Origin of the sequence: Streptomyces sp. NPDC085937 (genome assembly GCF_044540535.1) — a bacterium.
GTDB lineage: Bacteria > Actinomycetota > Actinomycetes > Streptomycetales > Streptomycetaceae > Streptomyces.
Map to the genome: position 1 here is coordinate 51,473 of NZ_JBITSH010000019.1, position 25,012 is coordinate 76,484.

Here is a 25,012-nt window from a genome sequence, read left to right on the forward strand (position 1 = left end):
CATTCGGAAGGCCGACCGCGGCCGGTCGTGTGTCTCCCCGGCCACGGCTCACGGCCGTACACCGAAGGTTGCGTCACGATAACGATCGGCGCGCCCCGGATCCGGCAGTTCATCGACCCGTAACACGTCGGGTGCCTTCGTCACGGCGGCGAAACAACGAGGGGCTTCCACCGAAACGGCGCTGCGCCAATCTCATGGCGCATAACCGGCCCACCCCTCAATCCGCTCAAGGCTTCGCCCGCACGGGGCCGTACCAACGACGAGGAGACGCCGATGGCACAAGCCATCACCCTGGCAGCAGACGCGCCCACGCTGTCCGCCGCCAACACAGGGTTCATGCTCATCTGTTCCGCCCTGGTCATGCTCATGACGCCCGGTCTGGCCTTCTTCTACGGAGGCATGGTCCGGGTCAAGAGCACGCTGAACATGCTGATGATGAGCTTCATCAGCCTGGGCATCGTCACCATCCTCTGGGTGCTCTACGGATTCTCCGTCGCGTTCGGCGACGACAAGGGCAGCCTCATCGGCTGGAACTCCGACTGGGTGGGCCTGAGCAACATCGGCCTGACGGAACTGTGGGGCAGCACCACCATCCCGCTGTTCGTCTTCGCCGCCTTCCAGCTGATGTTCGCGATCCTCACGCCCGCCCTGATCAGCGGCGCGCTCGCGGACCGCGTGAAGTTCAGCGCCTGGGCCCTGTTCATCACCCTGTGGGTCACCGTCGTCTACTTCCCGGTCGCGCACTGGGTGTGGGGCGAGGGCGGCTGGGCGTTCGACCTCGGCGTCATCGACTTCGCCGGCGGTACCGCGGTCCACATCAACGCCGGTGCGGCCGCCCTCGGTGTCATCCTCGTCATCGGCAAGCGCATCGGATTCAAGAAGGACCCGATGCGTCCGCACAGCCTCCCGCTGGTCATGCTCGGCGCCGGTCTGCTGTGGTTCGGCTGGTTCGGATTCAACGCCGGCTCCTGGCTGGGCAACGACGACGGTATCGGCGCGCTGATGTTCGTCAACACCCAGGTCGCCACCGGTGCCGCGGTCGTCGGCTGGCTCGCCTACGAGAAGATCCGCCACGGCGCGTTCACCACGCTGGGTGCCGCCTCCGGCGCCGTCTCCGGCCTGGTCGCCATCACCCCGGCCGGCGGCGCGGTCTCCCCGCTCGGCGCCATCGCGATCGGCCTCATCGCCGGTGTCCTGTGCGCCATGGCGGTCGGCCTCAAGTACAAGTTCGGCTACGACGACTCCCTCGACGTCGTCGGCGTCCACCTCGTCGGCGGCGTCATCGGCTCCCTGCTCATCGGCTTCCTCGCCACCGGCAAGGGCCAGTCCGACGTCGAGGGCCTCTTCTACGGCGGCGGCCTCGACCAGTTCTGGAAGCAGTGCGCCGGTGTCTTCGGTGTCCTCGCCTACTCCCTGATCGCCTCCGCGGTCCTGGCCCTCCTGATCCACAAGACCCTCGGTATGCGAGTCTCCGAGGACGACGAGGTCGCCGGCATCGACCAGGCCGAGCACGCCGAGACCGCATACGACTTCAGCGGCGCCGGCGGCGGCGCGGCCCGCACGCCGGCCAGCACCCCCGTCGCCCCGGCCGAGAGCAAGAAGGTGGACGCATGAAGCTCATCACCGCCGTCGTGAAGCCGCACCGGCTCGACGAGATCAAGGAAGCCCTGCAGGCCTTCGGCGTGCACGGTCTGACCGTCACCGAGGCCAGCGGCTACGGCCGCCAGCGCGGCCACACCGAGGTCTACCGCGGTGCCGAGTACACCGTCGACCTGGTGCCCAAGGTCCGCATCGAGGTCCTGGTCGAGGACGACGACGCCGAACAGCTCGTCGACGTCGTGGTCAAGGCGGCCCGCACCGGCAAGATCGGCGACGGCAAGGTCTGGATGATCCCCGTCGAGACCGCCGTACGGGTGCGGACCGGCGAACGCGGCCCGGACGCCCTCTGACAGCAGCCCCACGGAACAGGAGTCGCCGGGTGACGAGTACGGACACGCACGACCAGGCAGAGGACTCGGGACCCGACGGCTACGCGGCGGCCCGGCTGCGCCTTCTCACCGAGAAGGCGCGGTCCGGGCCGCCGCGCCGTTCCGGCCTCGCCGGCCTCACCGACGAATGGCTCGCCGGACTCTTCGCGGCCGGCGCCCCCGGAGCACGCGGGATCTCCCTGGTCGCCGTCGGCGGCTACGGACGCGCGGAGCTCTCCCCGCGCAGCGACCTCGACCTGCTGCTGCTGCACGACGGCAGCGACCCCGAGACCGTCTCGAAGCTCGCCGACCGCCTCTGGTACCCGGTCTGGGACCTCGGCCTCGCCCTCGACCACTCCGTCCGCACCCCGGCCGAGGCCCGCAGGACCGCCGGTGAGGACCTCAAGGTCCAGCTCGGCCTGCTGGACGCCCGGCACGTCGCGGGCGACCTCGGTCTCACCACCGCCCTGCGCACCACCGTGCTCGCCGACTGGCGCAACCAGGCCCCCAAGCGGCTGCCCGCCCTGCGGGAGCTGTGCGAGGAACGAGCCGAACGCCAGGGCGAACTGCAGTACCTCCTCGAACCCGACCTCAAGGAGGCCCGCGGCGGACTGCGCGACGCCACCGCCCTGCGCGCGGTGGCCGCCTCCTGGCTCGCCGACGCCCCCCGCGAGGGACTCGCCGAGGCCCGCGGCCGCCTCCTCGACGTACGGGACGCCCTGCACCTGAGCACCGGACGCGCCACCGACCGGCTCGCCCTCCAGGAACAGGACCAGGTCGCCGCCGAACTCGGCCTGCTCGACGCCGACGCCCTGCTGCGCCAGGTCTACGAGGCCGCCCGGGTCATCGCCTACGCGGGCGACGTCACCTGGCGCGAGGTCGGCCGCGTCCTGCGCTCCCGCTCCGTGCGGCCCCGGCTGCGCAAATTGGCAAGGGAGCGAAGCGACTTCATCAGAAGGGCGGTGGCGGGCGACGGGAGGGCGCTCGGCGGAGGCAAGCCCGCTCCCGAGCGGTCCCCGCTCGCCGAAGGGGTCGTGGAACAGGACGGCGAGGTGGTGCTCGCCCGCGCCGCGCGCCCCGACCGCGACCCCGTGCTCCCGCTCCGCGCCGCGGCCGCCGCCGCCCAGGCCGGCCTCCCCCTCAACCTGCACGCCGTACGCCGCATGGCCGCCGGCGCCCGCGCCCTCCCCTCGCCCTGGCCCGCCGAGGCCCGCCAGCAGCTCCTCACGCTGCTGGGCTCCGGCCGCCCCACCGTCGAGGTCTGGGAGGCGCTGGAGGCCGAGGGCCTGATCAGCCTGCTGCTGCCCGACTGGGACCGGGTGCGCTGCCGCCCGCAGCGCAACGCCGTGCACCTGTGGACCGTCGACCGGCACCTCATCGAGACCGCCGTGCGCGCCTCCGCGTTCACCCGCCGGGTCAGCCGCCCCGACCTGCTGCTCATCGCCGCCCTGCTGCACGACATCGGCAAGGGCTGGCCCGGCGACCACTCGGTGGCCGGCGAGGTCATCGCCCGGGACGTGGCCGCCCGCATCGGCTTCGACGCGGACGACGTCACCGTGATCGCCACGCTCGTACGCCACCACCTGCTGCTCGTGGAGACCGCCACCCGGCGCGACCTCGACGACCCCGCCACCGTGCGGGCCGTCGCCGAGGCCGTCGGCTCCCAGGGCACCCTCGAACTGCTGCACGCCCTCACCGAGGCGGACGCCCTCGCCACCGGACCGGCCGCCTGGTCCTCCTGGCGTGCCTCCCTCGTCGCCGACCTCGTCAAACGGGTCTCCGCCGTGCTCGCGGGCCAGGCCCCGCCCGACCCCGAGGCGGCAGCGCCCACCGCGCAGCACGAGCGGCTCGCCCTCGAAGCCGTCGCCACGGGCGCCCCCGTCCTGTCGCTGCGGGCGCAGACCGAACCGCCCGCCGAGCCCCCGGCGGACCCCGAACCGCTGGGCGTCGAGCTGATCATGGCCGTCCCCGACCAGTCGGGCGTGCTGCCCGCGGTGGCCGGCGTGCTGGCCATGCACCGGCTGACCGTGCGCACCGCCGAGCTGCGGGCGCTGGACCTCCCGGACGGCGTCGACGGTTCCGTGCTGCTGCTGGACTGGCGGGTCGCCGCCGAGTACGGCTCGCTGCCCCAGGCCGCCCGGCTCCGCGCCGACCTGGTCCGCGCCCTCGACGGCAGCCTCGACATCTCCGGCCGTCTGGCCGAGCGGGACGCCGCGTACCCGAGACGCCGCGGGGTGGTCGCCCCGCCCCCGCGCGTGACCGTCGCCCCGGCCGCCTCCCGGCACGCCACGGTGATCGAGGTCCGCGCGCAGGACGCACCGGGGCTGCTGTTCCGCATCGGGCGGGCCCTGGAGGACGCGGGCGTGCGGGTGCGCAGCGCCCACGCGAGCACTCTGGGCGCCAACGCGGTCGACGCCTTCTACGTCACCGGACCGGAGGGCCTGCCGCTGCCGGGCGAGGAGGCCGTGGCGGCGGCCCGCACACTGGAGGAGACGCTGCGGGCGTGACCGCGCGGGCGGGCCCCGCGGGCACGCGCGGGGCCGTCCTCCGGCACGGACGTCCGCCCCCGCCCACCGCCCCGCGGCGGGCGGGGGCGTTTTGCTCGCGGGGCCGGATACCCTGGAGGGCAGCCCAGTCCGCCCCCGACCTCGAGGACCGACGCCACCGTGTTCGATACCCTCTCCGACCGCCTCAGCGCGACTTTCAAAAACCTCCGCGGCAAAGGCAGGTTGTCCGAGGCGGACATCGACGCCACGGCGCGTGAGATCCGCATCGCCCTCCTCGAGGCCGACGTGGCCCTGCCGGTCGTCCGGTCGTTCATCAAGAACGTCAAGGAAAGGGCCCTGGGCGCCGAGGTCTCCAAGGCGCTCAACCCGGCCCAGCAGATCATCAAGATCGTCAACGACGAGCTGATCCAGATCCTCGGCGGCGAGACCCGCCGTCTGCGGTTCGCCAAGCAGCCACCGACCGTGATCATGCTCGCGGGTCTGCAGGGTGCCGGTAAGACCACCCTCGCGGGCAAGCTCGGCCACTGGCTGAAGGAGCAGGGCCACTCCCCGCTGCTGGTCGCCGCCGACCTCCAGCGCCCCAACGCCGTCAACCAGCTGAGCGTGGTCGCCGAGCGCGCGGGCGTCGCCGTCTACGCGCCCGAGCCGGGCAACGGCGTCGGCGACCCGGTCAAGGTCGCCAAGGACTCCATCGACTTCGCGCGGTCCAAGGTCCACGACATCGTGATCGTGGACACCGCCGGCCGCCTGGGCATCGACCAGGAGCTGATGCAGCAGGCCGCGGACATCCGGGACGCGGTCTCGCCCGACGAGATCCTCTTCGTCGTCGACGCGATGATCGGTCAGGACGCGGTCAACACGGCCGAGGCCTTCCGCGACGGCGTCGGCTTCGACGGCGTGGTGCTCTCCAAGCTCGACGGTGACGCCCGCGGTGGTGCCGCCCTGTCGATCCGGCAGGTCACCGGCAAGCCGATCATGTTCGCGTCCAACGGTGAGAAGCTCGACGACTTCGACGCCTTCCACCCGGACCGCATGGCCTCCCGCATCCTCGACATGGGTGACCTGCTCACCCTGATCGAGCAGGCTGAGAAGACGTTCAGCCAGGAAGAGGCCGAGAAGATGGCCTCCAAGCTGGCGTCCAAGAAGGGCCAGGACTTCACCCTGGACGACTTCCTGGCCCAGATGGAGCAGGTCCGCAAGATGGGCTCCATCTCCAAGCTGCTCGGCATGCTGCCGGGCATGGGCCAGATCAAGGACCAGATCAACAACCTGGACGAGCGGGACGTCGACCGCACCGCCGCGATCATCAAGTCGATGACGCCCGGCGAGCGCCAGGACCCGACGGTCATCAACGGCTCGCGCCGCGCCCGTATCGCCAAGGGTTCCGGTGTCGAGGTCAGCGCGGTGAAGAACCTCGTCGAGCGGTTCTTCGAGGCGCGCAAGATGATGTCCCGCATGGCCCAGGGCGGCGGCATGCCGGGGATGCCCGGGATGCCGGGCATGGGCGGCGGCCCCGGCCGTACGAAGAAGAAGCAGAAGCAGGCCAAGGGCAAGCAGCGCTCGGGCAACCCGATGAAGCGCAAGCAGCAGGAGCAGGAGGAGGCCGCGCGCCGGGCCGCGGCGGCCGAGGGCGGCAACGCCTTCGGGCTGCCGCAGCAGGGCGGCAAGGACTTCGAGCTTCCGGACGAGTTCAAGAAGTTCATGGGCTGAGGCCCGTACCGGTGACGCCGCTGGGGCGCCCCCTCCGAGGAGGGGGCGCCCCAGCGGCGTCGTGCGTGTGTGCGGCGGACCCGCGCCCGTCAGGGGACGCGCGCGACGAGGTACCGGAACACGTTCGGCATCCACACCGTGCCGTCCGGGCGCCGGTACGGGTGCAGCGCCTCGGCCAGCTCCTTGTCCACCTGCACCTGGTCGGTGGCGCTGATCGCCGGGTCGAACAGGCCCGTCGACTTCAGGCCCCGTACGGCGCTGTCCGGGTCGGCGTAGCCGAAGGGGCAGGCCACCCGCCCCGAGCCGTCGGGCCGCAGTCCGGCCCGCTCGGCGACCCGCTCCAGGTCGTCCCGTTCGGTGGGGCGCCAGGCATCCGCGCCGCGCAGCGGTTCCGCCAGCTTGGCGGCCACCCGCAGCACGGCCGCCGTGGCGCACCGCTCGGGCGGGCCCCAGCCGGCCAGCACCACGGCCGCCCCGCGCCCGGCGAGCGGCACTGCCTCGGCGAGCAGGTCGCCCAGTCCCTCCGCGTCGCCCGCCAGGCAGCCGATCGGCTCGAAGGCGGTCACCACGGTGTACCGCGGTACGCCGGCGGGGGCGGCCTCGGCGGGCGAGCCCCGCACGATCCGGGTGTCCGCGCCCGCGTGCGGGTCCCGCTCGTCCGGCAGCAGCCGTTCGCGGGCCAGGGCCAGCCGGTCGGACGAGGTGTCGACACCGGTGATCGTGGCGCCGCGCGAGGCCGCCATCAGCAGGGCCAGTCCGGAGCCGCAGCCGAGGCCGAGCAGCCGGGTCGAGGGGCCCACGTCCAGTCGCTCGTACACCGCTTCGTACAGCGGTACGAGCATCCGCTCCTGTATCTCGGACCAGTCACGCGCGCGTGCCCGCAGGTCGACGCGCGGGGCGGGCCCCGTGCGAGACGGGTGCTGCCGCACGAGCGTAGGTGTCATAGGTAAGCGCCCCAATCAGCCGAGAAGTTGCCGCAGTGCCCATTTCCCTGGCCCCCGTGCAGTGCGCCCGCACAGCCCCCGTATGCCAGGTAACTCCGCACTCGTCGTGTCGTCCAGTGGAAAGGGGCGGCCGTTTGGTAGTTGCTCGTGCCAGAGGCAAGAATTCACATTCCGGTAATCGGAGGCCGCCCGGTCCGCCAGGGCGCGGACGTCCGTGGGACGGTTCCGGCCACCGGTGACGGGGTGTGAACGTCCCGGGGGAGGGGCGGTGCGCGGCCTCGCGGGAGGAAGCGGTAGGTTCGTCGGTCACGGCGTTCCAGGTGAACCGGACGCCGCCCGACGCCGGGAGGGCGTCCGAAAGGCCTCTTGCGCATCCAGGGGGCTCACGCGCACCGGCGCGTGGAGACCGGATACGCGCGGGGGCGTACGTCAGCCTACGCACCACCTTGAGATGAGCTGCGAGGCTTCTCCGCAGATCAGCGCACCCGTGTTCGTCAGGACGCATCAGTGCCAACTGACTGGTACGTGCAAATTATTTGGGATGCCCCGGAATCGGAACACAGAGGCACCCCGGCTCGTTGTCATTACGTGAGCACGACACAGACACCACCTGTTCTCGCCGCAGAGCTGGCACAGGCGTGGGCCGACATTCAGCGGTACCACCCCGAATTGCCCGATCTTGCCGCGCCCGAGTCCCTGATCGGGGAGTCGTCGTCCGCGTGCGGTCACGAGCTCTCCTTCGAGCGACTGCTGCACGAGGCAGTCCACGGCATCGCCGCCGCGCGCGGCGTGCGCGACACATCCCGAGCCGGCCGGTACCACAACCGCAGGTTCCTGGCGATCGCCGAGGAGCTGGGCCTTGACCACCCCGAGGAGCCGCACCCGAGCAGCGGCTTCTCCCTGGTCACGCTCAGCCCCGAGGCGAAGCGCCGCTACCGTCCGACCACGGAGCGTCTCCAGCGGGCCCTGAAGGCCCACACGGCGGCGACCGCAGGCGACACCGCCCGCAGCTTCCGCGGTCCGGCCGCGCGGCACGGCTCGTCCGGCGGCGGCGTACGCGTCAAGGCGGTCTGCGACTGCGGCCGCAACGTACGCGTCGTTCCGTCGGTGCTGGCGCAGGCGCCCATCGTCTGCGGCGGCTGCGGAAAGCCGTTCCGTATCCCGGAAGTCGTAGCGGCGAGCTGAGGCCCCGGCACCTCGTGGGTGCCGGGGCCTCGGTCCCGCCGACACCGGGCGCACCCGACGCGTGACCATGCGGCGCCGGGTGCCGCTTCGTCGTGCCCATGTGCCCGCACCCCACGGCAGGCCGGCCCCTCGGGGTGTGGCACAATGGCTAGCTGTACTCGACAGCCGCACAGGACCCCTCTCTCCTCCGGCTGACGCGTCCGTCGGGCACTCGGGTACCGCAACCCCACGCGGCTTTCTCGCCGTGCCCAACCACGTCAAATCCAGGAGAACCCACTCCCGTGGCAGTCAAGATCAAGCTGAAGCGTCTGGGCAAGATCCGTTCGCCTCACTACCGCATCGTCGTCGCCGACTCCCGTACCCGCCGTGACGGCCGGGCCATCGAGGAGATCGGCAAGTACCACCCGACGTACAACCCGTCGGTGATCGAGGTCGACGGCGACCGCGTGGCGTACTGGCTCTCCGTCGGCGCCCAGCCGACCGAGCCCGTGCTCGCCATCCTGAAGAAGACCGGCGACTGGCAGAAGTTCAAGGGCGAGCCCGCCCCGGCGCCCCTGCTGCAGCAGCCCGAGAAGGCCGCCCGTCCGTCCTTCGAGGCGATCGGCGGCGACGACGAGGGCAAGGGTGAGGCCATCACCCAGAAGAAGAAGGCTGAGAAGAAGGACGAGGCTTCCGCCGAGTCCGCGTCGACCGAGGCCTGAGCATGCTCGAGGAGGCTCTCGAGCACCTCGTGAAGGGCATCGTCGACAACCCTGACGATGTGCAGGTCGCCTCGCGCGACCTGCGTCGCGGTCGCGTGCTCGAGGTCCGGGTCCACCCGGACGACCTCGGCAAGGTGATCGGCCGCAACGGCCGCACCGCACGCGCTCTGCGCACCGTCGTGGGCGCCATCGGCGGCCGCGGTGTCCGTGTCGACCTCGTCGACGTGGACCACGTCCGCTGACGCCGCAAGAAGCACCGGCTCGGGCCGGGGAGGGCCACTGGGCCGTCCCCGGCCCGCAGTCGTATGACAGGAGACAGAACACAGTGCAGCTGGTAGTCGCTCGTATCGGCCGCGCCCACGGCATCAAGGGCGAGGTCACCGTCGAGGTCCGTACCGACGAGCCGGAGCTGAGGCTCGGGCCCGGCGCCGTCCTGGCCACCGACCCCGCCTCCGCGGGGCCGCTGACCATCGCGACCGGCCGGGTGCACAGCGGCCGCCTCCTGCTGCGCTTCGAGGGCGTCCACGACCGCACCGGCGCCGAGGCGCTGCGCAACACCCTCCTGATCGCCGACGTCGACCCGGAGGAGATGCCCGAGGGTGAGGACGAGTACTACGACCACCAGCTGATCGACCTCGACGTCGTCACCGAGGACGGCGAGACGGTCGGCCGGATCACCGAGATCTCCCACCTGCCCACCCAGGACCTCTTCGTCGTCGAGCGCCCCGACGGCAGCGAGGTGTTCGTGCCCTTCGTCGAGGAGATCGTCGCCGAGATCGACCTCGAGGAGCAGCGCGCGGTGATCACCCCGCCACCCGGCCTGATCGACGACCGCGCCGAGGTCGCCTCGTCCCGGGACGCCTCGGAATCCGGGGACGACGCCTGATGCGGCTCGACGTCGTCACGATCTTCCCCGAGTACCTCGACCCGCTGAACGTCTCCCTCGTCGGCAAGGCACGCGCGCGCGGACAGCTCGACGTGCACGTCCACGACCTGCGCTCCTGGACCTACGACCGGCACAACACGGTCGACGACACCCCGTACGGCGGCGGCCCCGGCATGGTCATGAAGACCGACCCCTGGGGTGACGCGCTGGACTCGGTCCTGGCGGACGGCTACGAGAGCGGCTCGGGCGAGCCCGCCCTGATCGTCCCCACCCCGAGCGGCCGCCCCTTCACCCAGGAACTGGCCGTCCACCTCTCCGAGCGGCCCTGGCTGATTTTCACCCCGGCCCGCTACGAGGGCATCGACCGCCGCGTCGTGGACGAGTACGCGACCCGCATGCCGGTGTACGAGGTGTCCATCGGCGACTACGTCCTGGCCGGCGGCGAGGCCGCGGTGCTCGTCGTCACCGAGGCGGTGGCGCGGCTCCTCCCGGGCGTCCTCGGGAACGCCGAGTCGCACCGCGACGACTCCTTCGCCCCCGGCGCCATGGCCAACCTGCTGGAGGGCCCCGTCTACACCAAGCCGCCCTCCTGGCGCGGCCGCGAGATCCCGGACGTGCTGCTCAGCGGCCACCACGGGAAGATCGCACGCTGGCGGCGCGACGAGGCGCTGCGGCGGACCACCACCCACCGCCCCGACCTCATCGAGCACTGCGACCCCAAGGCCTTCGACAAGAAGGACCGGGAGATGCTGTCCATCCTCGGCTGGGCGCCGGACCCCGAGGGAGAGCCGTACGGCCGATTTTGGCGCAGGACCGACGGCGTGGAACAATAGGCCGCTGTTGTGCGCCGTCCGGCGAGCGCCCCTGCCGCAGGGGGACACGACGCCGCCCCGACCGCACAGCCCAGATCCGAAACCAAGTGCCGTTGATGACCTGCGGCATCAGCGAAGAAAGCAGACGACATGTCTCACCTGCTCGACTCCGTCGACACCGCGTCGCTCCGCAGCGACGTCCCGGACTTCCGTCCCGGTGACACCGTCAACGTCCACGTGCGCGTCATCGAGGGCAACCGCTCCCGTGTGCAGCAGTTCAAGGGCGTGGTGATCCGCCGCCAGGGTTCCGGCGTGCGCGAGACCTTCACGGTCCGCAAGGTCTCCTTCTCCGTCGGCGTCGAGCGCACCTTCCCGGTGCACACCCCGATCGTGGAGAAGATCGAGCTCGTCACCAAGGGTGACGTCCGCCGCGCCAAGCTGTACTACCTCCGTGAGCTCCGCGGCAAGGCCGCGAAGATCAAGGAGAAGCGAGAGAACTGAGCGCTTTACCGGCGTCATATCGCGGCCGGATAGCATCTGGCCCCGATGGACACCGAAGCACAGCCGACGGAGCGCGACCGCTCTCTCCCCCCGGACCCCGAGGACTCCTCGGCGAGACCGGGGCCGGAGGGGCGGTCGCGTTCCGCGTTGCTGTCGCGCGTCACGGACCAGCTGCCCGGCGGGCGGATCACCCTGACCCTGTTGCTCTGCCTGCTCTTCCTGCTGGCCGTCAACACGTTCGTGGCGCGGCCCTTCGAGATCCCGAGCGGATCGATGGAGAAGGGATTGAGGGTCGGGGACCGCGTTCTCGTAAACAAGTTGGCGTACCGCTTCGGCGACGGGCCGCACCGCGGGGACGTGATTGTGTTCGACGGCACCGGGTATTTCGGTGACGCCGACTACATCAAACGGGTTGTCGGGGTGGGCGGGGACCACATCGTCTGCTGCGACGGGGAGGGGAGGATCCGGGTGAACGGCCGGTCGGTCGACGAGTCAAGCTTCCTGTTCCCCGGCGACAGCCCCTCCACGGTGCGCTTCGACGTGGTCGTGCCCGAGGGACGGCTGTTCGTCCTCGGTGACCACCGCGGCAACTCCAGCGACTCCCGCGACCACCTCGGTTCGCCCGGCGGGGGCATGATCCCCGTGGCGGAGGTCATCGGCCGCGCCGACGCCGTCGTCTGGCCGTTCGGCCACGCCGGCCGTCTTGAGCGGCCCGACGCCTACACGCGCGTCCCGGCTGCGGACGCCTCCGCGACCGGGGGCCGCCATGGGTAACCGCGGAAGGCCCCGCGGCGTCCCCGAGAGCGCCGCCGAGAACCTGCTTCCCACCGGCTCCCGCCGTGCCGTCGTCCCCTCCTCCGGCCGCACCCGGGCCGAACGGCGCAAGCTCCAGCGCAAGGTCAAGCGCCGCCGCAGGCGCAGCGCCGTCAAGGAGATCCCACTCCTCATCGGTGTCGCCGTCCTGATCGCCCTGGTACTGAAGACGTTCCTCGTGCAGGCGTTCGTCATCCCGTCCGGCTCCATGGAGCAGACGATCCAGATCGGCGACCGGGTCCTGGTCGACAAGCTCACCCCCTGGTTCGGCTCCAAGCCGCAGCGCGGGGACGTCGTCGTGTTCAAGGACCCCGGCGGCTGGCTCCAGGGGGAGCAGACCACGCCCCAGAAGGACGACCCGGTCGGCGTCAAGCAGATCAAGGAAGGCCTCACCTTCATCGGTCTGCTGCCGTCGGAGGACGAGAAGGACCTGATCAAGCGGGTCGTCGGGGTCGGCGGCGACCGCGTCCGGTGCTGCGACACCCAGGGTCGGGTCACCGTCAACGGCGTCCCGCTGAACGAGGACTACCTCTACCCCGGCAACGCCCCCTCGCTGACCCCCTTCGACGTCACCGTGCCGGAGGGCCGGCTGTGGGTGATGGGCGACCACCGGGCGAACTCCGCGGATTCCCGCGTCCACCAGAACTCCGGCTACGGCGGCACCGTCTCCGAGGACGAGGTGGTGGGCCGCGCCATGGTCATCGCCTGGCCGCTCGGCCACTGGACCACCCTCGACGAGCCCGCTGCCTACGCCGCCGTGTCCGACTCGGTGCCCGGGTCGAACGGCGACGCCGCGCTGTCGCATAGGGTTGCCCCGGACGATCCCAGCCAACGTGAAGGAATTGTCCAGCTCCCGAGCCCTGCGGAACTCCCGCTCGTTATGGGAGTGGTGGGCCTGCGCCGGGCATGGCGTGGGCGGCGGCAGAGAGTGAGGAGTCGGCGTGGGGGATGTGGCGGTAGGCGCACGGTCCGGTCAGGGCGGCGAGGAGCACCGCGGACGCCCCGCGGAACCGGGCGACCCGGCCGCGGCCCACGCGGCGTTCTCCGGGAATGACGATCCGGCGGTCGAGGGCGGCGGAGTGAACGACGACGGGACGAGGACCGGCGACCAGGGACCGGACGACCCCCAGCCGAAGAAGCAGCAGCGTTCCTTCTGGAAGGAACTGCCGATCCTGATCGGCATCGCGCTCGTCCTGGCGCTGCTGATCAAGACGTTCCTCGTGCAGGCGTTCTCGATCCCCTCCGACTCGATGCAGAACACCCTGCAGCAGGGCGACCGGGTCCTGGTCGACAAGCTGACCCCCTGGTTCGGCTCCGAGCCCGAGCGGGGCGAGGTCGTCGTCTTCCACGACCCCGACAACTGGCTCGCGGGCGAGCCCACGCCCGACCCCAACCCGCTGCAGAAGGTCCTCAGCTGGATCGGCCTGATGCCGTCCGCGGAGGAGAAGGACCTGATCAAGCGGGTCATCGGCGTCGGCGGTGACACGATCGAGTGCAAGGGCACCGGCCCGCTGAAGGTCAACGGCAAGGCGCTCAACGAGCCGTACGTCTACCCCGGCAACACCCCGTGCAGCCAGGACGACCAGGGCGGCCAGTTCAAGGTCAAGGTGCCCGAGGGCCACATCTGGGTCATGGGCGACCACCGCCAGAACTCCCGCGACTCCCGCTACAACCAGGCCGACAAGAACCACGGCTTCGTCCCCGTCGACAAGGTCGTCGGCCGCGCTGTGGTCATCGCCTGGCCGGTCAACCGCTGGGACAACCTCCCCGTCCCGGACACCTTCGACCAGCCCGGTCTGAACACGCAGTCCCAGGACGCGGCGGCCCTCCCGGTCGCGCCGCCCGCGCTCGCGGTGGCCGGCGCGGTGCCGTTCGTGCTGTGGCGGCGTTACCGGGCCGGTGACGGAGAGGGACGCGGGGAGGGCTGACCCGCCTGGGTACCGCCGGGTAGGGTGCCGCCCATGAGTGGTCAGAGCACGACGCGTACGGTCCCGGGCAGCGGTGGTTCCAACGGTGCCCGGGCACGGAGCGGCCGGACCGGGCAGGTGCTGTCCAACGTGGCCGTCGCGCTCGGACTGGTGCTGTTCCTCGGCGGGTTCGCCTGGGGAGCGGTGGTCTACCGGCCGTACACCGTGCCGACCACCTCGATGGCCCCGACCATCGACGCTGGCGAGCGGGTGCTCGCCGAGCGCGTCGACGGCGACGAGGTCCGCCGCGGCGACGTCGTCGTCTTCAAGGACGCGACCTGGTCGAACGCCCCGATGGTCAAGCGGGTCGTCGCCGTCGGCGGCGACACCGTCGCCTGCTGCAAGGACGGCAAGCTGACGGTCAACGGCAAGGAGATCGACGAACCGTATCTCCCCGACGACCCGATGGTCCGCTCCGCGGTCTTCCCCGAGGTGACCGTGCCGAAGGGGCGCCTGTTCCTGCTCGGCGACGAGCGCTCCGGGTCGCTCGACTCCACGGCCCACCTGACCGACGCCGCCGGCGGCACCGTCGCGCGCGACGCCGTCCGGGCCCGGGTCGACGCCGTGGTCTGGCCGATGGACGGCATGCTCGCCGCACCCACCGGCTTCGAGCGGCTCGGCCCGCTCTCCACGCCCGGACCGCTGCCGACCGTGCTCGCCGCGGTGATCGGCGGCGCGGTGCTGGTGCTGGCGGGCGCCGCCTACGGACCCCTGGCCAGGCGCGCGGCCACGTCCCGCGCCCGGAGCGCCGCGGGGAGCACCGGTGGGCGCTGACCCGTCGCCCGCCGCGCCCGACACCTACCAGGGCGGCCTGCGGAGGGTCGCCCGGGTCGTCCTGCTCGACCCGCAGGACCGCATCCTGCTGCTCCACGGCCACGAACCGGACGACCCCGGCACCGACTGGTGGTTCACACCCGGCGGCGGCGTGGAGGGCGACGAGACCCGTGAACAGGCCGCGCTCAGGGAACTCGCGGAGGAGACCGGCATCACCGACGTCGAGCTCGGCCCCGTGCTGTGGCGGCGGTGCTGCTCCTTCCCGTTCGCGGGCCGCCAGTGGGACCAGGACGAGTGGTACTTCCTGGCCCGCACGACCCAGACCGCGACCGCGGCCACGGCCCTGACCGAGCTGGAGCGGCGCAGCGTCGTCGGAGCACGCTGGTGGACGTGCCCGGAACTCGTCCGGGCGCATGAGACGGTGTATCCGACCAAGCTCGCCGGGCTGCTGACGCGACTGCTCGACGAAGGCCCCCCGGCCGCGCCCGTGACCCTGGACACCGAAATCGTCCGGTGACCGACGGGACTGGCGCACAATGGTGGGATCGCACGGCTGAAGGGGAACATGCCATGAGCGCCGAGGACCTCGAGAAGTACGAGACCGAGATGGAGCTGAAGCTCTACCGGGAGTACCGCGATGTCGTCGGTCTGTTCAAATACGTGATCGAGACCGAGCGGCGCTTCTACCTCACCAACGACTACGAGATGCAGGTCCACTCGGTCCAGGGTGAGGTGTTCTTCGAAGTCTCCATGGCGGACGCCTGGGTGTGGGACATGTACCGGCCGGCCCGCTTCGTGAAGCAGGTACGGGTGCTCACGTTCAAGGACGTGAACATCGAGGAGCTGAACAAGAGCGACCTGGAGCTGCCCAGCGGGTGATCCTCACCCTCGCGGGTGGCGGAGTTGTCCACAGTCGGGGGGTTGTGCACCTGGGCCGACGGTGATCGGCGGGATGCGTGACGGTTGGCGCCGGAGGTGGTGCCGACATGGACGCACAGCAGGCACGCGACGGACAGCGGGCGCGACAGGGGAAGCCGACGGGTGCCGGGAGGCCGGTGCCCAGCGGGGCAGCGAGAGGCGGAGAGCCGGGACGCGGCGGGGAAGCAGGACGCGGCGGATGGCAGCCGGACGGCGGGAGCCGGGCGGGCGACGGGCTTCGGGCCTACGGAGGGTCTGAGGCGCGCGGTGTCGATCGGGCGGACGGGGTGCCTGAGGCGCGGGGCGTCAATCCGGCGTACGGCGGGCTTCGTGGCCACGCTGCCGGTCGGGCGGGTGGCGGGCGGGCCCGTGGGGCGCTCGGAAGGTACGGGGAGACGCTGGCCGCGCGGCGGCTCACCCAGGCCGGGATGACGGTCCTGGCACGCAACTGGCGCTGCGGCAGGACCGGCGAGATCGACATCGTGGCCAGGGACGGAGACGCCCTGGTCGTCTGCGAGGTGAAGACCCGCAGGGCCGGCTCCTTCCAGCACCCCATGGCGGCGATCACACCGGCCAAGGCGGGCCGGTTGCGGGGCCTGGCGGAGCGCTGGCTCCAGGAACACGGGGGAGCGCCGCCCGGCGGTGTCCGCATCGACCTGGTCGGTGTGCTGCTCCCGGTCCGTGGCGCGCCCGTCGTCGAGCACGTCCGGGGGGTGGCCTGACATGGGATTCGCCCGAACGTGTTCGGTGACCCTGGTCGGTGTCGAGGGCGTGGTCGTCGAGGTCCAGGCCGATCTGGAGCCGGGGGTGGCCGCGTTCACGCTGGTAGGGCTGCCCGACAAGAGCCTGACGGAGAGCCGGGACCGGGTCAGGGCCGCCGTCGTCAACTCCGGCGGCGAGTGGCCGCAGAAGAAGCTCACGGTGGGACTGAGCCCCGCCTCGGTGCCGAAGGCCGGCAGCGGCTTCGACCTGGCCGTCGCGTGTGCCGTCCTCGGCGCCGCCGAGCGGATCGACCCGCACGTCCTCACCGACATCGTGATGATCGGCGAACTGGGCCTGGACGGCCGGGTGCGGCCGGTACGGGGCATCCTGCCGGCGGTGCTCGCCGCGGCGGACGCGGGCTTCGAGCAGGTGGTGGTGCCGGAGTGCGCCGCCGCCGAGGCCGCCCTGGTGCCGGGGGTGTCCGTGCTGGGCGTCCGCAGCCTGCGCCAGCTCATCGCGGTCCTCACCGACGAGCCGGTGCCCGAGGAGACGCCGCAGGAACCGGAGCGGCCCGACCCGCTGCTGGCGGGGCTGCGCGACCTCGGCGGCGGAGCGGCCACCGGCATGAGCGGCGGCCCGGGCCGGTACGACCAGGGACACGACCTCGCGGACGTCGTCGGCCAGCACTCGGCACGCACCGCGGTCGAGGTGGCCGCGGCGGGCGGACATCACCTCTTCCTGGAGGGCCCGCCGGGTGCCGGGAAGACCATGCTCGCCGAACGGATGCCGTCCGTCCTTCCGCCCCTGGACCGCCAGGCGTCCCTGGAGGTGACGGCCGTGCACTCGGTGGCGGGTCTGCTGCCGCCGGACAGGCCGCTGATCGACACGGCCCCGTACTGCGCCCCGCACCACTCGGCCACCATGCAGGCACTGGTCGGCGGTGGCCCCGGGACGGCCAGGCCGGGAGCGGTGTCCCTGTCCCACCGGGGCGTGCTGTTCCTCGACGAGACGCCGGAGTTCAGCAGCAAGGCGCTGGACGCACTGCGTCAGCCGCTGGAGGCCGGGTACGTGGTCATCGCGCGCAGCGCGGGCGTCGTGCGCTTCCCGGCCCGCTTCCTGATGGTGCTCGCGGCCAACCCGTGCCCCTGCGGGCGCTTCTCGCGGACCGACGACCGCTGCGAGTGCCCGCCCTCGGCGATCCGCCGCTACCAGGCCAGACTCTCCGGTCCGCTGCTCGACCGGGTCGACCTGAGGGTCGAGGTCGACGCCGTCACCCGCAGCGAGCTGACGGCGGCCGGCGCCCGGGGCGAGTCCACCGCGACGGTCGCCGGCCGGGTGCGCGCGGCCAGGGAACGCGCGGGGGCCCGGTTCGGCGGCACCCCGTGGCACCTCAACAGCGAGATCCCCGGAAGGGAGCTGCGCAGCCGCTGGCAGGCCGCTCCGGGCGCCATGGACGAGGCCGAGCGAAGCCTGGAGCGGGGCCTGCTCACCGCGCGGGGCATCGACCGGGTGCTGCGGGTCGCCTGGACCGTCGCCGACCTGGCCGGCCATGACCGGCCCGACGCCACGGACGTCGCCCTCGCCCTGCAGCTGCGCACCGGTGTCCCACGCGGGGTGCCCATGGCGATCGGAGCGGCCGTATGAGCGCCGGGAACAGCCCTGCGGACCTGCTCGGCCGGGTCTTCCTCACCCGCGTCCTCGAACCCGGCGACGAGACCGGCGGGCGCTGGGTGCGCGAGCTGGGGGTGCACGCCGTGGTGCGCCGGCTGAGGCACCGCGGGGAGCCGCTGCCGGGCGCGAGCGCCAAGCGGTGGGCCGGGATGCTCGCCCGGGCGGAGCGGACCGACCCACGCCGCGACCTCGCCGTCGCACAGGACGCGGGGGTGCGGTTCGTGTGCCCCGGAGCCGCCGAATGGCCCGGGCAGCTCGACGACCTGGGCGACGCCCGGCCGCTCGGCCTGTGGGTGCGCGGCGGCGCGGACCTGCGGATGTGGGCACTGCGCTCGGTCGCCCTGGTCGGTGCGCGGGCGTGCACCGAATACGGCGCCTTCATGGCGGCGGGCCTCGCCGCCGGACTCGCCGAGAAAGGATGGATCGTCGTCTCCGGCGGCGCCTACGGAATCGACGGTGCCGCCCACCGCGGGGCGCTGGGCGCGGGCGGCGCCACCGTCGCCGTGCTCGCCTGCGGGGTCGACCGGCCCTACCCGCGCGGGCATGCCGGGCTGATCGGACGGATCGCCGAACAGGGTCTGGTGGTAGGCGAGTTGCCCCCGGGAGAGCATCCCACTCCCAGCAGGTTCGTCCTGCGCAACCGCGTGATCGCCGCGCTCACCCGGGGCACGGTCGTCGTCGAGGCCGCCCACCGCAGCGGTTCCCTGGCGACCGCCCGCGCGGCCCGCAGACTCGGACGCCACACCATGGGGGTACCGGGCCCGGCCACCAGCGGCCTCTCGGCCGGGGTGCACGAACTGCTGCGACAGGACGCCGTCCTGGTCACCGACGCCGCGGAGATCGTCGAACTGGTCGGTGACATGGGGGAGCTCGCACCGGAGCGCAGAGGACCGGTGCTGCCTCGCGACCTGCTGGACCCGGAGGTCCGCCACGTCCTCGCCGCACTGCCGGCCCGCCGGGCGGCCCGACCGGACGAGATCGCGCGCACCGCCCAGACCACCCCGGACGACGCGATCGCGAGACTGTACGAACTACGAGCACTTGGTTACGTCGAACGACACGGCGACGGCTGGAAGTTGACGCGCCACGCGGTGATCTCGGTCCGGGGCGGGACCGAGCCTCGTTGACGCAGCGTGTTCGGCCGTCCGGGGGAACCCCGACACGCCTTGGTGATTACGTCAGTTGAGGTATACGGGTGATCACGCTGAGCGACGGATGTGCCCCGCGGGGACGGCCCCCGGAACGTATCTGCGCACGGTCCGGCCCCCGTTCTTCGCACACCGCGACGCCGCAGTCACGCTACGCTCACGAGGACCCCAGACACGGACAGGCCAGAACAGACATCGGGCAGACAACGCTCACAGGCAGCACCAGCCCACGGCAGAACGGCACTAGGCAACGAATGCCCCAGCACACCTCCGGGTCCGACCGGGCGGCGATCCCCCCAGCCGCCCGCGACGGTGGCAGCGTGCGGCCGCCCGCTCCCTCGACACTCGACGAGCTGTGGCGGTCGTACAAGGCGACGGGGGACGAACGGTTGCGGGAGCAGCTGATCCTGCACTACTCGCCGCTGGTGAAGTACGTCGCCGGACGGGTCAGCGTGGGACTCCCGCCCAACGTCGAGCAGGCGGACTTCGTCTCGTCGGGGGTCTTCGGGCTGATCGACGCGATCGAGAAGTTCGACGTCGACCGCGAGATCAAGTTCGAGACGTACGCGATCACGCGCATCCGGGGCGCGATGATCGACGAACTGCGGGCGCTGGACTGGATCCCGCGCTCGGTGCGGCAGAAGGCACGCAACGTGGAGCGCGCCTACGCCACCCTCGAGGCACGGCTGCGGCGAACCCCGTCGGAGCACGAGGTCGCCGGCGAGATGGGCATCACCGTGGCCGACCTGCACGCGGTGTTCAGCCAGCTCTCGCTCGCGAACGTCGTCGCCCTCGAGGAGTTGCTGCACGTCGGCGAGGGCGGTGACCAGCTCAGTTTCATGGACACCCTGGAGGACACCGCCGCCGACAACCCGGTGGAGGTGGCCGAGGACCGGGAGCTGCGCCGGTTCCTGGCGCGGGCCATCAACACGCTGCCCGAACGCGAGAAGACCGTGGTCACCCTGTACTACTACGAGGGCCTCACGCTCGCCGAGATCGGCAACGTCCTGGGCGTGACCGAGAGCCGGGTCAGCCAGATCCACACCAAATCCGTGCTGCAGCTCCGCGCCAAGCTGGCGAGTTTCGGCCGCTGAGACCGGCCGGGACCGGCCCGCCGAACCCCTGGCCGCCACGGCCGCGGCGTCCGTAAAGTGGATGACGTGCCAAGGATTCGAGCGGCCTCCGTGGCCGAGCACCGGTCGATGCAGCGAGCCGCCCTGCTGGACGCGGCACGCTCCCTGCTGTCCGAGGGCGGTACGGAGGCGCTGACCTTCCCGGCCCTCGCCGAGCGCACCGGCCTCGCGCGGTCGTCCGTCTACGAGTACTTCCGCTCGCGGGCGGCCGTCGTCGAGGAGCTGTGCGAGGCGGACTTCCCGGTGTGGGCGGCCGAGGTCGAGGCGGCGATGGCGCGGGCCGACGGCGCCGAGGGCAGGATCGAGGCGTACGTCCGCAAGCAGCTGGAGCTGGTGGGGGACCGCAGGCACCGCGCGGTCGTCGCGATCTCCGCGAGCGAACTCGACGCCGGCGCGCGGGAGAAGATCCGCGCGGCACACGGCGGCCTCATCGCCATGATCGTCGAGGCGCTCACCGACCTCGGTCACACCGAGCCCCGGCTCACCGCCATGCTGCTCCAGGGCGTGGTCGACGCCGCTGTGCGCCGCATCGAACTGGGGGCGGCGGAGCACCCGGACGTGATCACGCGGGCGGCGGTTGCCATGGCCCTGGGCGGCGTCCGGGGCTGAAGTCGCCCGACGCCGGGTGCGGAAATCCCGTGCGGGCACTCAGTCGGGCAGTGGCACCCCGAGCACCGGGAGCAGCCGCGACGGACCCCGGTCGAGCAGCCACGGGGGCAGCAGGCCGAGCGGGTCCAGGTACGTGTCACCGCGCAGCAGGCCCCAGTGCACGCACGGGGCCGTGCAATGGGAGCCCGTGACCTCCACCGTGCCGATCACCTGGCCCGCCGTCACCTCCGTCCCCTCGGTCACCGACGCCCGGACCGGTTCGTAGGTGGTGCGCAGCGGCGGTTCACCCGTATCGGCGAGTTCCACCGAGACGACGCCCTTTCCGGCCACCCGGCCCGCGAACGACACCCGGCCGTCCGCCACGGCCCGCACCGGCGTCCCCGGCGCCGCCGCCAGGTCCACGCCCCGGTGCCCGGCGCCGTAGACGGTCGCCGGCGGCTCCCAGCCACGCAGCACCCGCGGGCGCACGCCCACCGGCCATGCACGGCCGACGACCGGCACGGAGTCGCCCCCGGCACGGTGCGGGGACGACCGGGGGCCGCCCGGGACAACGGCTGAGGGCCCGCCTCCGGCCCCTGACACCGACCCGCTGCCGATTGTCGGTGTCGGCCCCTTCCCGGCCGCGACCGTCGGCCCCGGCCCACTCCCGGACGCCGGCCCCAGCCCACTCCCGGACGTCGGCGTCATCCCGCGCCCGGGCGCCGGTGCCGGCTCGCCCCATGCCGTCGGCGTCAGCCCGAAGCCCCCGGCCTTCGCCGTGGCCCTGCCCGACGGCACCCCCACCCCAACCCCCTCGCCCCCGCCCCCCGCCGCCATCGCGAACAGCCGGGACAGGGGTGGGGCCAGCAGTGCCGTCACGGTCACGCCCACCACCAGGGCCAGCCGCAGGCACCGCCTCGTCCAGCCGCACCGCTTACTTCGTCCTCGTCGCTCACCACGTCGTCGCATGACGGAAAGCGTCCCCCGAGGACGCGGTCGACGCCGGGACCTGTGGACGACCACCCGGGTTGTGGACATCGGCGTCACCCGGCACCTCTCGGGTCCCGTACACTTCTGGTGGCGACCCGGGCCACCGGGTCGACTTCGCACGCCCCGACATCGGGACCGGTCACGGCCGTGGCCCGGTGTCAGCGCCCCTCGGTCCTTCGTGGCACGGCGCGTCGCGGGCGTCAGGCGCGGAAGCCGTCCGGTTTCCGCGGCACAACCGAGAAATTCAAGGAGATACGGCCATGGCCGTCGTCACGATGCGGGAGCTGCTGGAGAGCGGCGTCCACTTCGGTCACCAGACCCGTCGTTGGAACCCGAAGATGAAGCGCTTCATCTTCACGGAGCGCAACGGCATCTACATCATCGACCTGCTCCAGTCGCTGTCGTACATCGACCGCGCCTACGAGTTCGTCAAGGAGACCGTCGCCCACGGCGGCACGGTCATGTTCGTCGGCACGAAGAAGCAGGCGCAGGAGGCCATCGCCGAGCAGGCCACCCGCGTCGGCATGCCCTTCGTCAACCAGCGCTGGCTGGGCGGCATGCTCACCAACTTCTCGACCGTCTACAAGCGTCTGCAGCGCCTCAAGGAGCTCGAGCAGATCGACTTCGAGGACGTGGCCGCCTCCGGCCTCACCAAGAAGGAGCTGCTGGTCCTCTCCCGCGAGAAGGCGAAGCTGGAGAAGACCCTCGGCGGTATCCGCGAGATGTCCAAGGTGCCCAGCGCCGTCTGGATCGTGGACACCAAGAAGGAGCACATCGCGGTCGGCGAGGCCCGGAAGCTCAACATCCCGGTCGTCGCCATCCTCGACACCAACTGCGACCCCGACGAGGTCGACTACAAGATCCCGGGCAACGACGACGCGATCCGCTCCGTCACCCTGCTCACCCGCGTGATCGCCGACGCCGTGGCCGAGGGCCTCATCTCCCGCTCCGGTGTCGCCACCGAGGGCAAGGGCGAGAAGGCCGCCGGCGAGCCGCTGGCCGAGTGGGAGCGCGACCTGCTCGAGGGTGAGAAGAAGGGCGAGGAGGCCGCTCCGGCCGCCGCCGAGGGCGAGAAGCCGGCCGAGGCTCCCGCTGCCGAGGCCCCCGCTGCCGAGGCCCCCGCCGCGGAGACCCCGGCCGAGCAGGCCTGACCGCTCCGTCCGAGCCGATGACGGCGGGAGCGGTGACATCACGTCCGCTCCCGCCGTTCACCCGTAGGTCGGCGGAGAGCCGGTAGCCGCCCGCGCGGCGGCCCGGCCCCGCTGATCTTCGATCCTCCAGACTTCGAGAAAGATTCACAGACTCATGGCGAACTACACCGCCGCCGACGTCAAGAAGCTCCGGGAGCTCACCGGCGCCGGCATGATGGACTGCAAGAAGGCGCTGGACGAGGCCGACGGCAACGTCGACAAGGCCGTCGAGGCGCTGCGCATCAAGGGCCAGAAGGGCGTCGCCAAGCGTGAGGGCCGCTCCGCCGAGAACGGCGCCGTGGTCTCGATCATCGCCGACGACAACTCCTCCGGTGTCCTCGTCGAGCTGAAGTGCGAGACGGACTTCGTCGCCAAGGGCGAGAAGTTCCAGGGCGTCGCCACCGCCATCGCCGAGCACGTCGCCAAGACCGCCCCGGCCGACCTCGAGGCGCTGCTCGCGTCCGAGATCGAGGCCGGCAAGACGGTCCAGGCGTTCGTGGACGAGGCCAACGCCAACCTGGGCGAGAAGATCGTCCTGGACCGCTTCGCGCAGTTCGCCGACGGCTACGTCACCGCGTACATGCACCGCACGATGCCCGACCTGCCCCCGCAGATCGGTGTGCTCGTCGAGCTCGACAAGCCGAACGCCGAGATCGCCAAGGGCGTCGCCCAGCACATCGCCGCCTTCGCGCCGAAGTACCTCTCCAAGGAGGACGTGCCGGCCGAGGTCGTCGAGTCCGAGCGCCGCGTCGCCGAGGAGACCACCCGCGCCGAGGGCAAGCCCGAGGCCGCCCTGCCGAAGATCGTCGAGGGTCGCCTCAACGGCTTCTTCAAGGACGCCACGCTGCTCGGCCAGCCCTACGCGCTGGACAACAAGAAGTCCGTCCAGAAGATCCTGGACGAGGCCGGTGTCACCCTGAAGCGCTTCACGCGCATCAAGGTCGGCATCTGAGTCCGTACCGCGACGGGCGCGCGACCCCGATAGGGTCGACAGCAGTCGTTCGGACACGCGTCCACGCACGCGCGCGTGCCGGACGACAGCAGATCTGACGAGGAGGCCATTGCCGCATGGGATGCGAACCACGCCCCACCGGCAATGGCCTTCTTCGTATGTGCAACAGGTGAAAGAGGCGGGATTCGACCATGACCACCAAGGCTGACAAAAGCGACGACGGCAAAGTGCGCGGCCGGTTTCTGCTGAAGCTGTCCGGAGAGGCCTTCTCCGGCGGCGGGGGCCTGGGCGTCGATCCCGACGTGGTGCACGCCATGGCACGTGAGATCGCGGCCGTCGTACGGGACGGCGCGCAGATCGCCATCGTGATCGGCGGCGGCAACTTCTTCCGCGGAGCCGAACTCCAGGTGCGGGGCATGGACCGTGCCCGCTCCGACTACATGGGCATGCTCGGCACCGTGATGAACTGCCTCGCCCTCCAGGACTTCCTGGAGAAGGAAGGCGTCGACTGCCGTGTGCAGACCGCCATCACCATGGGCCAGGTCGCCGAGCCCTACATCCCGCTGCGCGCCGTGCGCCACCTGGAGAAGGGCCGTGTGGTCATCTTCGGCGCCGGTATGGGCATGCCGTACTTCTCCACCGACACCACCGCCGCGCAGCGCGCCCTGGAGATCGACGCCGAGGCGCTGCTCATGGGCAAGAACGGTGTCGACGGGGTCTACGACGCCGACCCGAAGACCAACCCCGACGCCGTCAAGTTCGACGCCCTCGGCTACGGGGAGGTCATCACCCGGAACCTGAAGGTCGCCGACGCCACGGCCGTCACGCTCTGCCGGGACAACAGCCTGCCGATCGTCGTCTTCGAACTCCTGAAGGAGGGCAACATCGCCCGCGCCGTCAAGGGTGAGAAGATCGGCACGCTGGTGGGCGACGACGCCGGGCACAACTGACCG

At 71.8% G+C, this 25,012-nt stretch carries 26 protein-coding genes; 24 read left to right on the top strand and 2 right to left on the bottom strand.

Annotated elements, in window-relative coordinates; genetic code table 11:
* Nucleotides 1-273 precede the first annotated feature (273 nt).
* From ACIF8S_RS30020 to ffh, 4 genes are all read left to right on the top strand, one after another.
* Nucleotides 274-1,614, top strand: a complete 1,341-nt coding sequence (locus tag ACIF8S_RS30020; RefSeq protein WP_400003304.1) for an ammonium transporter — start codon at nt 274-276, stop codon at nt 1,612-1,614.
* Nucleotides 1,611-1,949: a P-II family nitrogen regulator gene (locus ACIF8S_RS30025; protein WP_024887951.1), complete on the top strand. Its 339-nt coding sequence runs from the start codon at nt 1,611-1,613 to the stop codon at nt 1,947-1,949. The genes ACIF8S_RS30020 and ACIF8S_RS30025 overlap by 4 nt, the downstream gene beginning before the upstream one ends.
* Nucleotides 1,950-1,978: 29 nt before the next feature.
* A complete protein-coding gene (locus tag ACIF8S_RS30030) occupies nt 1,979-4,474 on the top strand; it encodes a [protein-PII] uridylyltransferase (protein WP_400003306.1) in 2,496 nt (831 codons plus the stop codon).
* A 159-nt stretch (nt 4,475-4,633) separates the two neighbouring features.
* Nucleotides 4,634-6,184, top strand: coding sequence for a signal recognition particle protein (gene ffh / locus ACIF8S_RS30035; protein ID WP_349791879.1), 1,551 nt, complete (start codon nt 4,634-4,636; stop codon nt 6,182-6,184).
* An 89-nt stretch (nt 6,185-6,273) separates the two neighbouring features.
* On the opposite strand, the gene ACIF8S_RS30040 is transcribed toward ffh, so the two are convergent.
* Entirely contained in the window at nt 6,274-7,128 is an 855-nt protein-coding gene (locus ACIF8S_RS30040) for a methyltransferase domain-containing protein (protein WP_400003308.1), read from the bottom strand.
* Nucleotides 7,129-7,716: 588 nt separating this feature from the next.
* On the opposite strand from ACIF8S_RS30040, the gene ACIF8S_RS30045 reads away from it, so the two are divergent.
* The 17 genes from ACIF8S_RS30045 (at nt 7,717) to ACIF8S_RS30125 (ending at nt 20,948) form a co-directional block, all read left to right on the top strand.
* A complete protein-coding gene (locus tag ACIF8S_RS30045) occupies nt 7,717-8,313 on the top strand; it encodes a hypothetical protein (RefSeq protein WP_163086623.1) in 597 nt (198 codons plus the stop codon).
* Nucleotides 8,314-8,594: 281 nt separating this feature from the next.
* Entirely contained in the window at nt 8,595-9,014 is a 420-nt protein-coding gene (gene rpsP, locus ACIF8S_RS30050; RefSeq protein WP_024887956.1) for a 30S ribosomal protein S16, read from the top strand.
* A 2-nt stretch (nt 9,015-9,016) separates the two neighbouring features.
* A complete protein-coding gene (locus tag ACIF8S_RS30055; RefSeq protein ID WP_005479813.1) occupies nt 9,017-9,256 on the top strand; it encodes an RNA-binding protein in 240 nt (79 codons plus the stop codon).
* Between the two features lie 83 nt (nt 9,257-9,339).
* On the top strand, nt 9,340-9,900 hold the full coding sequence (gene rimM, locus ACIF8S_RS30060; protein WP_145829906.1) for a ribosome maturation factor RimM: 561 nt from the start codon (nt 9,340-9,342) through the stop codon (nt 9,898-9,900).
* Entirely contained in the window at nt 9,900-10,733 is an 834-nt protein-coding gene (gene trmD, locus ACIF8S_RS30065) for a tRNA (guanosine(37)-N1)-methyltransferase TrmD (RefSeq protein WP_400003310.1), read from the top strand. Before rimM ends, trmD begins: the two co-directional genes overlap by 1 nt.
* Nucleotides 10,734-10,862: 129 nt before the next feature.
* Nucleotides 10,863-11,213: a 50S ribosomal protein L19 gene (gene rplS, locus ACIF8S_RS30070; RefSeq protein ID WP_006130445.1), complete on the top strand. Its 351-nt coding sequence runs from the start codon at nt 10,863-10,865 to the stop codon at nt 11,211-11,213.
* A gap of 45 nt (nt 11,214-11,258) precedes the next feature.
* The gene (gene lepB / locus ACIF8S_RS30075) at nt 11,259-11,987 is read left to right on the top strand and encodes a signal peptidase I (RefSeq protein ID WP_400003312.1); all 729 of its coding nucleotides are present in this window, start codon (nt 11,259-11,261) and stop codon (nt 11,985-11,987) included.
* Nucleotides 11,980-13,080 (top strand): signal peptidase I, encoded by a 1,101-nt coding sequence (gene lepB, locus ACIF8S_RS30080; RefSeq protein ID WP_400003314.1) that lies wholly within the window; start codon nt 11,980-11,982, stop codon nt 13,078-13,080. Before lepB (ACIF8S_RS30075) ends, lepB (ACIF8S_RS30080) begins: the two co-directional genes overlap by 8 nt.
* Complete coding sequence (gene lepB / locus ACIF8S_RS30085) at nt 12,968-13,954, top strand: signal peptidase I (protein WP_400003315.1); 987 nt, start codon at nt 12,968-12,970, stop codon at nt 13,952-13,954. Before lepB (ACIF8S_RS30080) ends, lepB (ACIF8S_RS30085) begins: the two co-directional genes overlap by 113 nt.
* Nucleotides 13,955-13,987: 33 nt before the next feature.
* Nucleotides 13,988-14,767 carry a signal peptidase I gene (gene lepB / locus ACIF8S_RS30090; RefSeq protein WP_400003316.1) on the top strand — a complete coding sequence of 260 codons (780 nt, stop codon included), beginning with the start codon at nt 13,988-13,990 and terminating at the stop codon, nt 14,765-14,767.
* Complete coding sequence (locus ACIF8S_RS30095) at nt 14,757-15,284, top strand: NUDIX hydrolase (RefSeq protein ID WP_400003318.1); 528 nt, start codon at nt 14,757-14,759, stop codon at nt 15,282-15,284. Before lepB (ACIF8S_RS30090) ends, ACIF8S_RS30095 begins: the two co-directional genes overlap by 11 nt.
* A gap of 53 nt (nt 15,285-15,337) precedes the next feature.
* Nucleotides 15,338-15,646 carry a DUF2469 domain-containing protein gene (locus ACIF8S_RS30100; protein WP_003993268.1) on the top strand — a complete coding sequence of 103 codons (309 nt, stop codon included), beginning with the start codon at nt 15,338-15,340 and terminating at the stop codon, nt 15,644-15,646.
* A 437-nt stretch (nt 15,647-16,083) separates the two neighbouring features.
* The gene (locus tag ACIF8S_RS30105; protein ID WP_400003389.1) at nt 16,084-16,407 is read left to right on the top strand and encodes a YraN family protein; all 324 of its coding nucleotides are present in this window, start codon (nt 16,084-16,086) and stop codon (nt 16,405-16,407) included.
* A gap of 1 nt (nt 16,408) precedes the next feature.
* Nucleotides 16,409-18,031 carry a YifB family Mg chelatase-like AAA ATPase gene (locus ACIF8S_RS30110; RefSeq protein ID WP_400003319.1) on the top strand — a complete coding sequence of 541 codons (1,623 nt, stop codon included), beginning with the start codon at nt 16,409-16,411 and terminating at the stop codon, nt 18,029-18,031.
* Entirely contained in the window at nt 18,028-19,185 is a 1,158-nt protein-coding gene (gene dprA, locus ACIF8S_RS30115; protein ID WP_400003321.1) for a DNA-processing protein DprA, read from the top strand. The genes ACIF8S_RS30110 and dprA overlap by 4 nt, the downstream gene beginning before the upstream one ends.
* 275 nt (nt 19,186-19,460) lie before the next feature.
* The gene (gene whiG / locus ACIF8S_RS30120) at nt 19,461-20,300 is read left to right on the top strand and encodes an RNA polymerase sigma factor WhiG (RefSeq protein WP_400003323.1); all 840 of its coding nucleotides are present in this window, start codon (nt 19,461-19,463) and stop codon (nt 20,298-20,300) included.
* 90 nt (nt 20,301-20,390) lie between these two features.
* The gene (locus ACIF8S_RS30125; RefSeq protein ID WP_400003391.1) at nt 20,391-20,948 is read left to right on the top strand and encodes a TetR/AcrR family transcriptional regulator; all 558 of its coding nucleotides are present in this window, start codon (nt 20,391-20,393) and stop codon (nt 20,946-20,948) included.
* A gap of 39 nt (nt 20,949-20,987) precedes the next feature.
* Here the strand turns inward: ACIF8S_RS30125 and ACIF8S_RS30130 are convergent, their stop codons facing one another.
* A complete protein-coding gene (locus ACIF8S_RS30130) occupies nt 20,988-21,449 on the bottom strand; it encodes a M23 family metallopeptidase (protein ID WP_400003325.1) in 462 nt (153 codons plus the stop codon).
* Between the two features lie 728 nt (nt 21,450-22,177).
* On the opposite strand from ACIF8S_RS30130, the gene rpsB reads away from it, so the two are divergent.
* From rpsB to pyrH, 3 genes are all read left to right on the top strand, one after another.
* Nucleotides 22,178-23,068, top strand: coding sequence for a 30S ribosomal protein S2 (rpsB, locus tag ACIF8S_RS30135; protein WP_349791853.1), 891 nt, complete (start codon nt 22,178-22,180; stop codon nt 23,066-23,068).
* A 154-nt stretch (nt 23,069-23,222) separates the two neighbouring features.
* Nucleotides 23,223-24,059, top strand: a complete 837-nt coding sequence (gene tsf / locus ACIF8S_RS30140; protein WP_024887970.1) for a translation elongation factor Ts — start codon at nt 23,223-23,225, stop codon at nt 24,057-24,059.
* Between the two features lie 191 nt (nt 24,060-24,250).
* Entirely contained in the window at nt 24,251-25,009 is a 759-nt protein-coding gene (gene pyrH / locus ACIF8S_RS30145; protein ID WP_349791850.1) for a UMP kinase, read from the top strand.
* Nucleotides 25,010-25,012 lie beyond the last annotated feature (3 nt).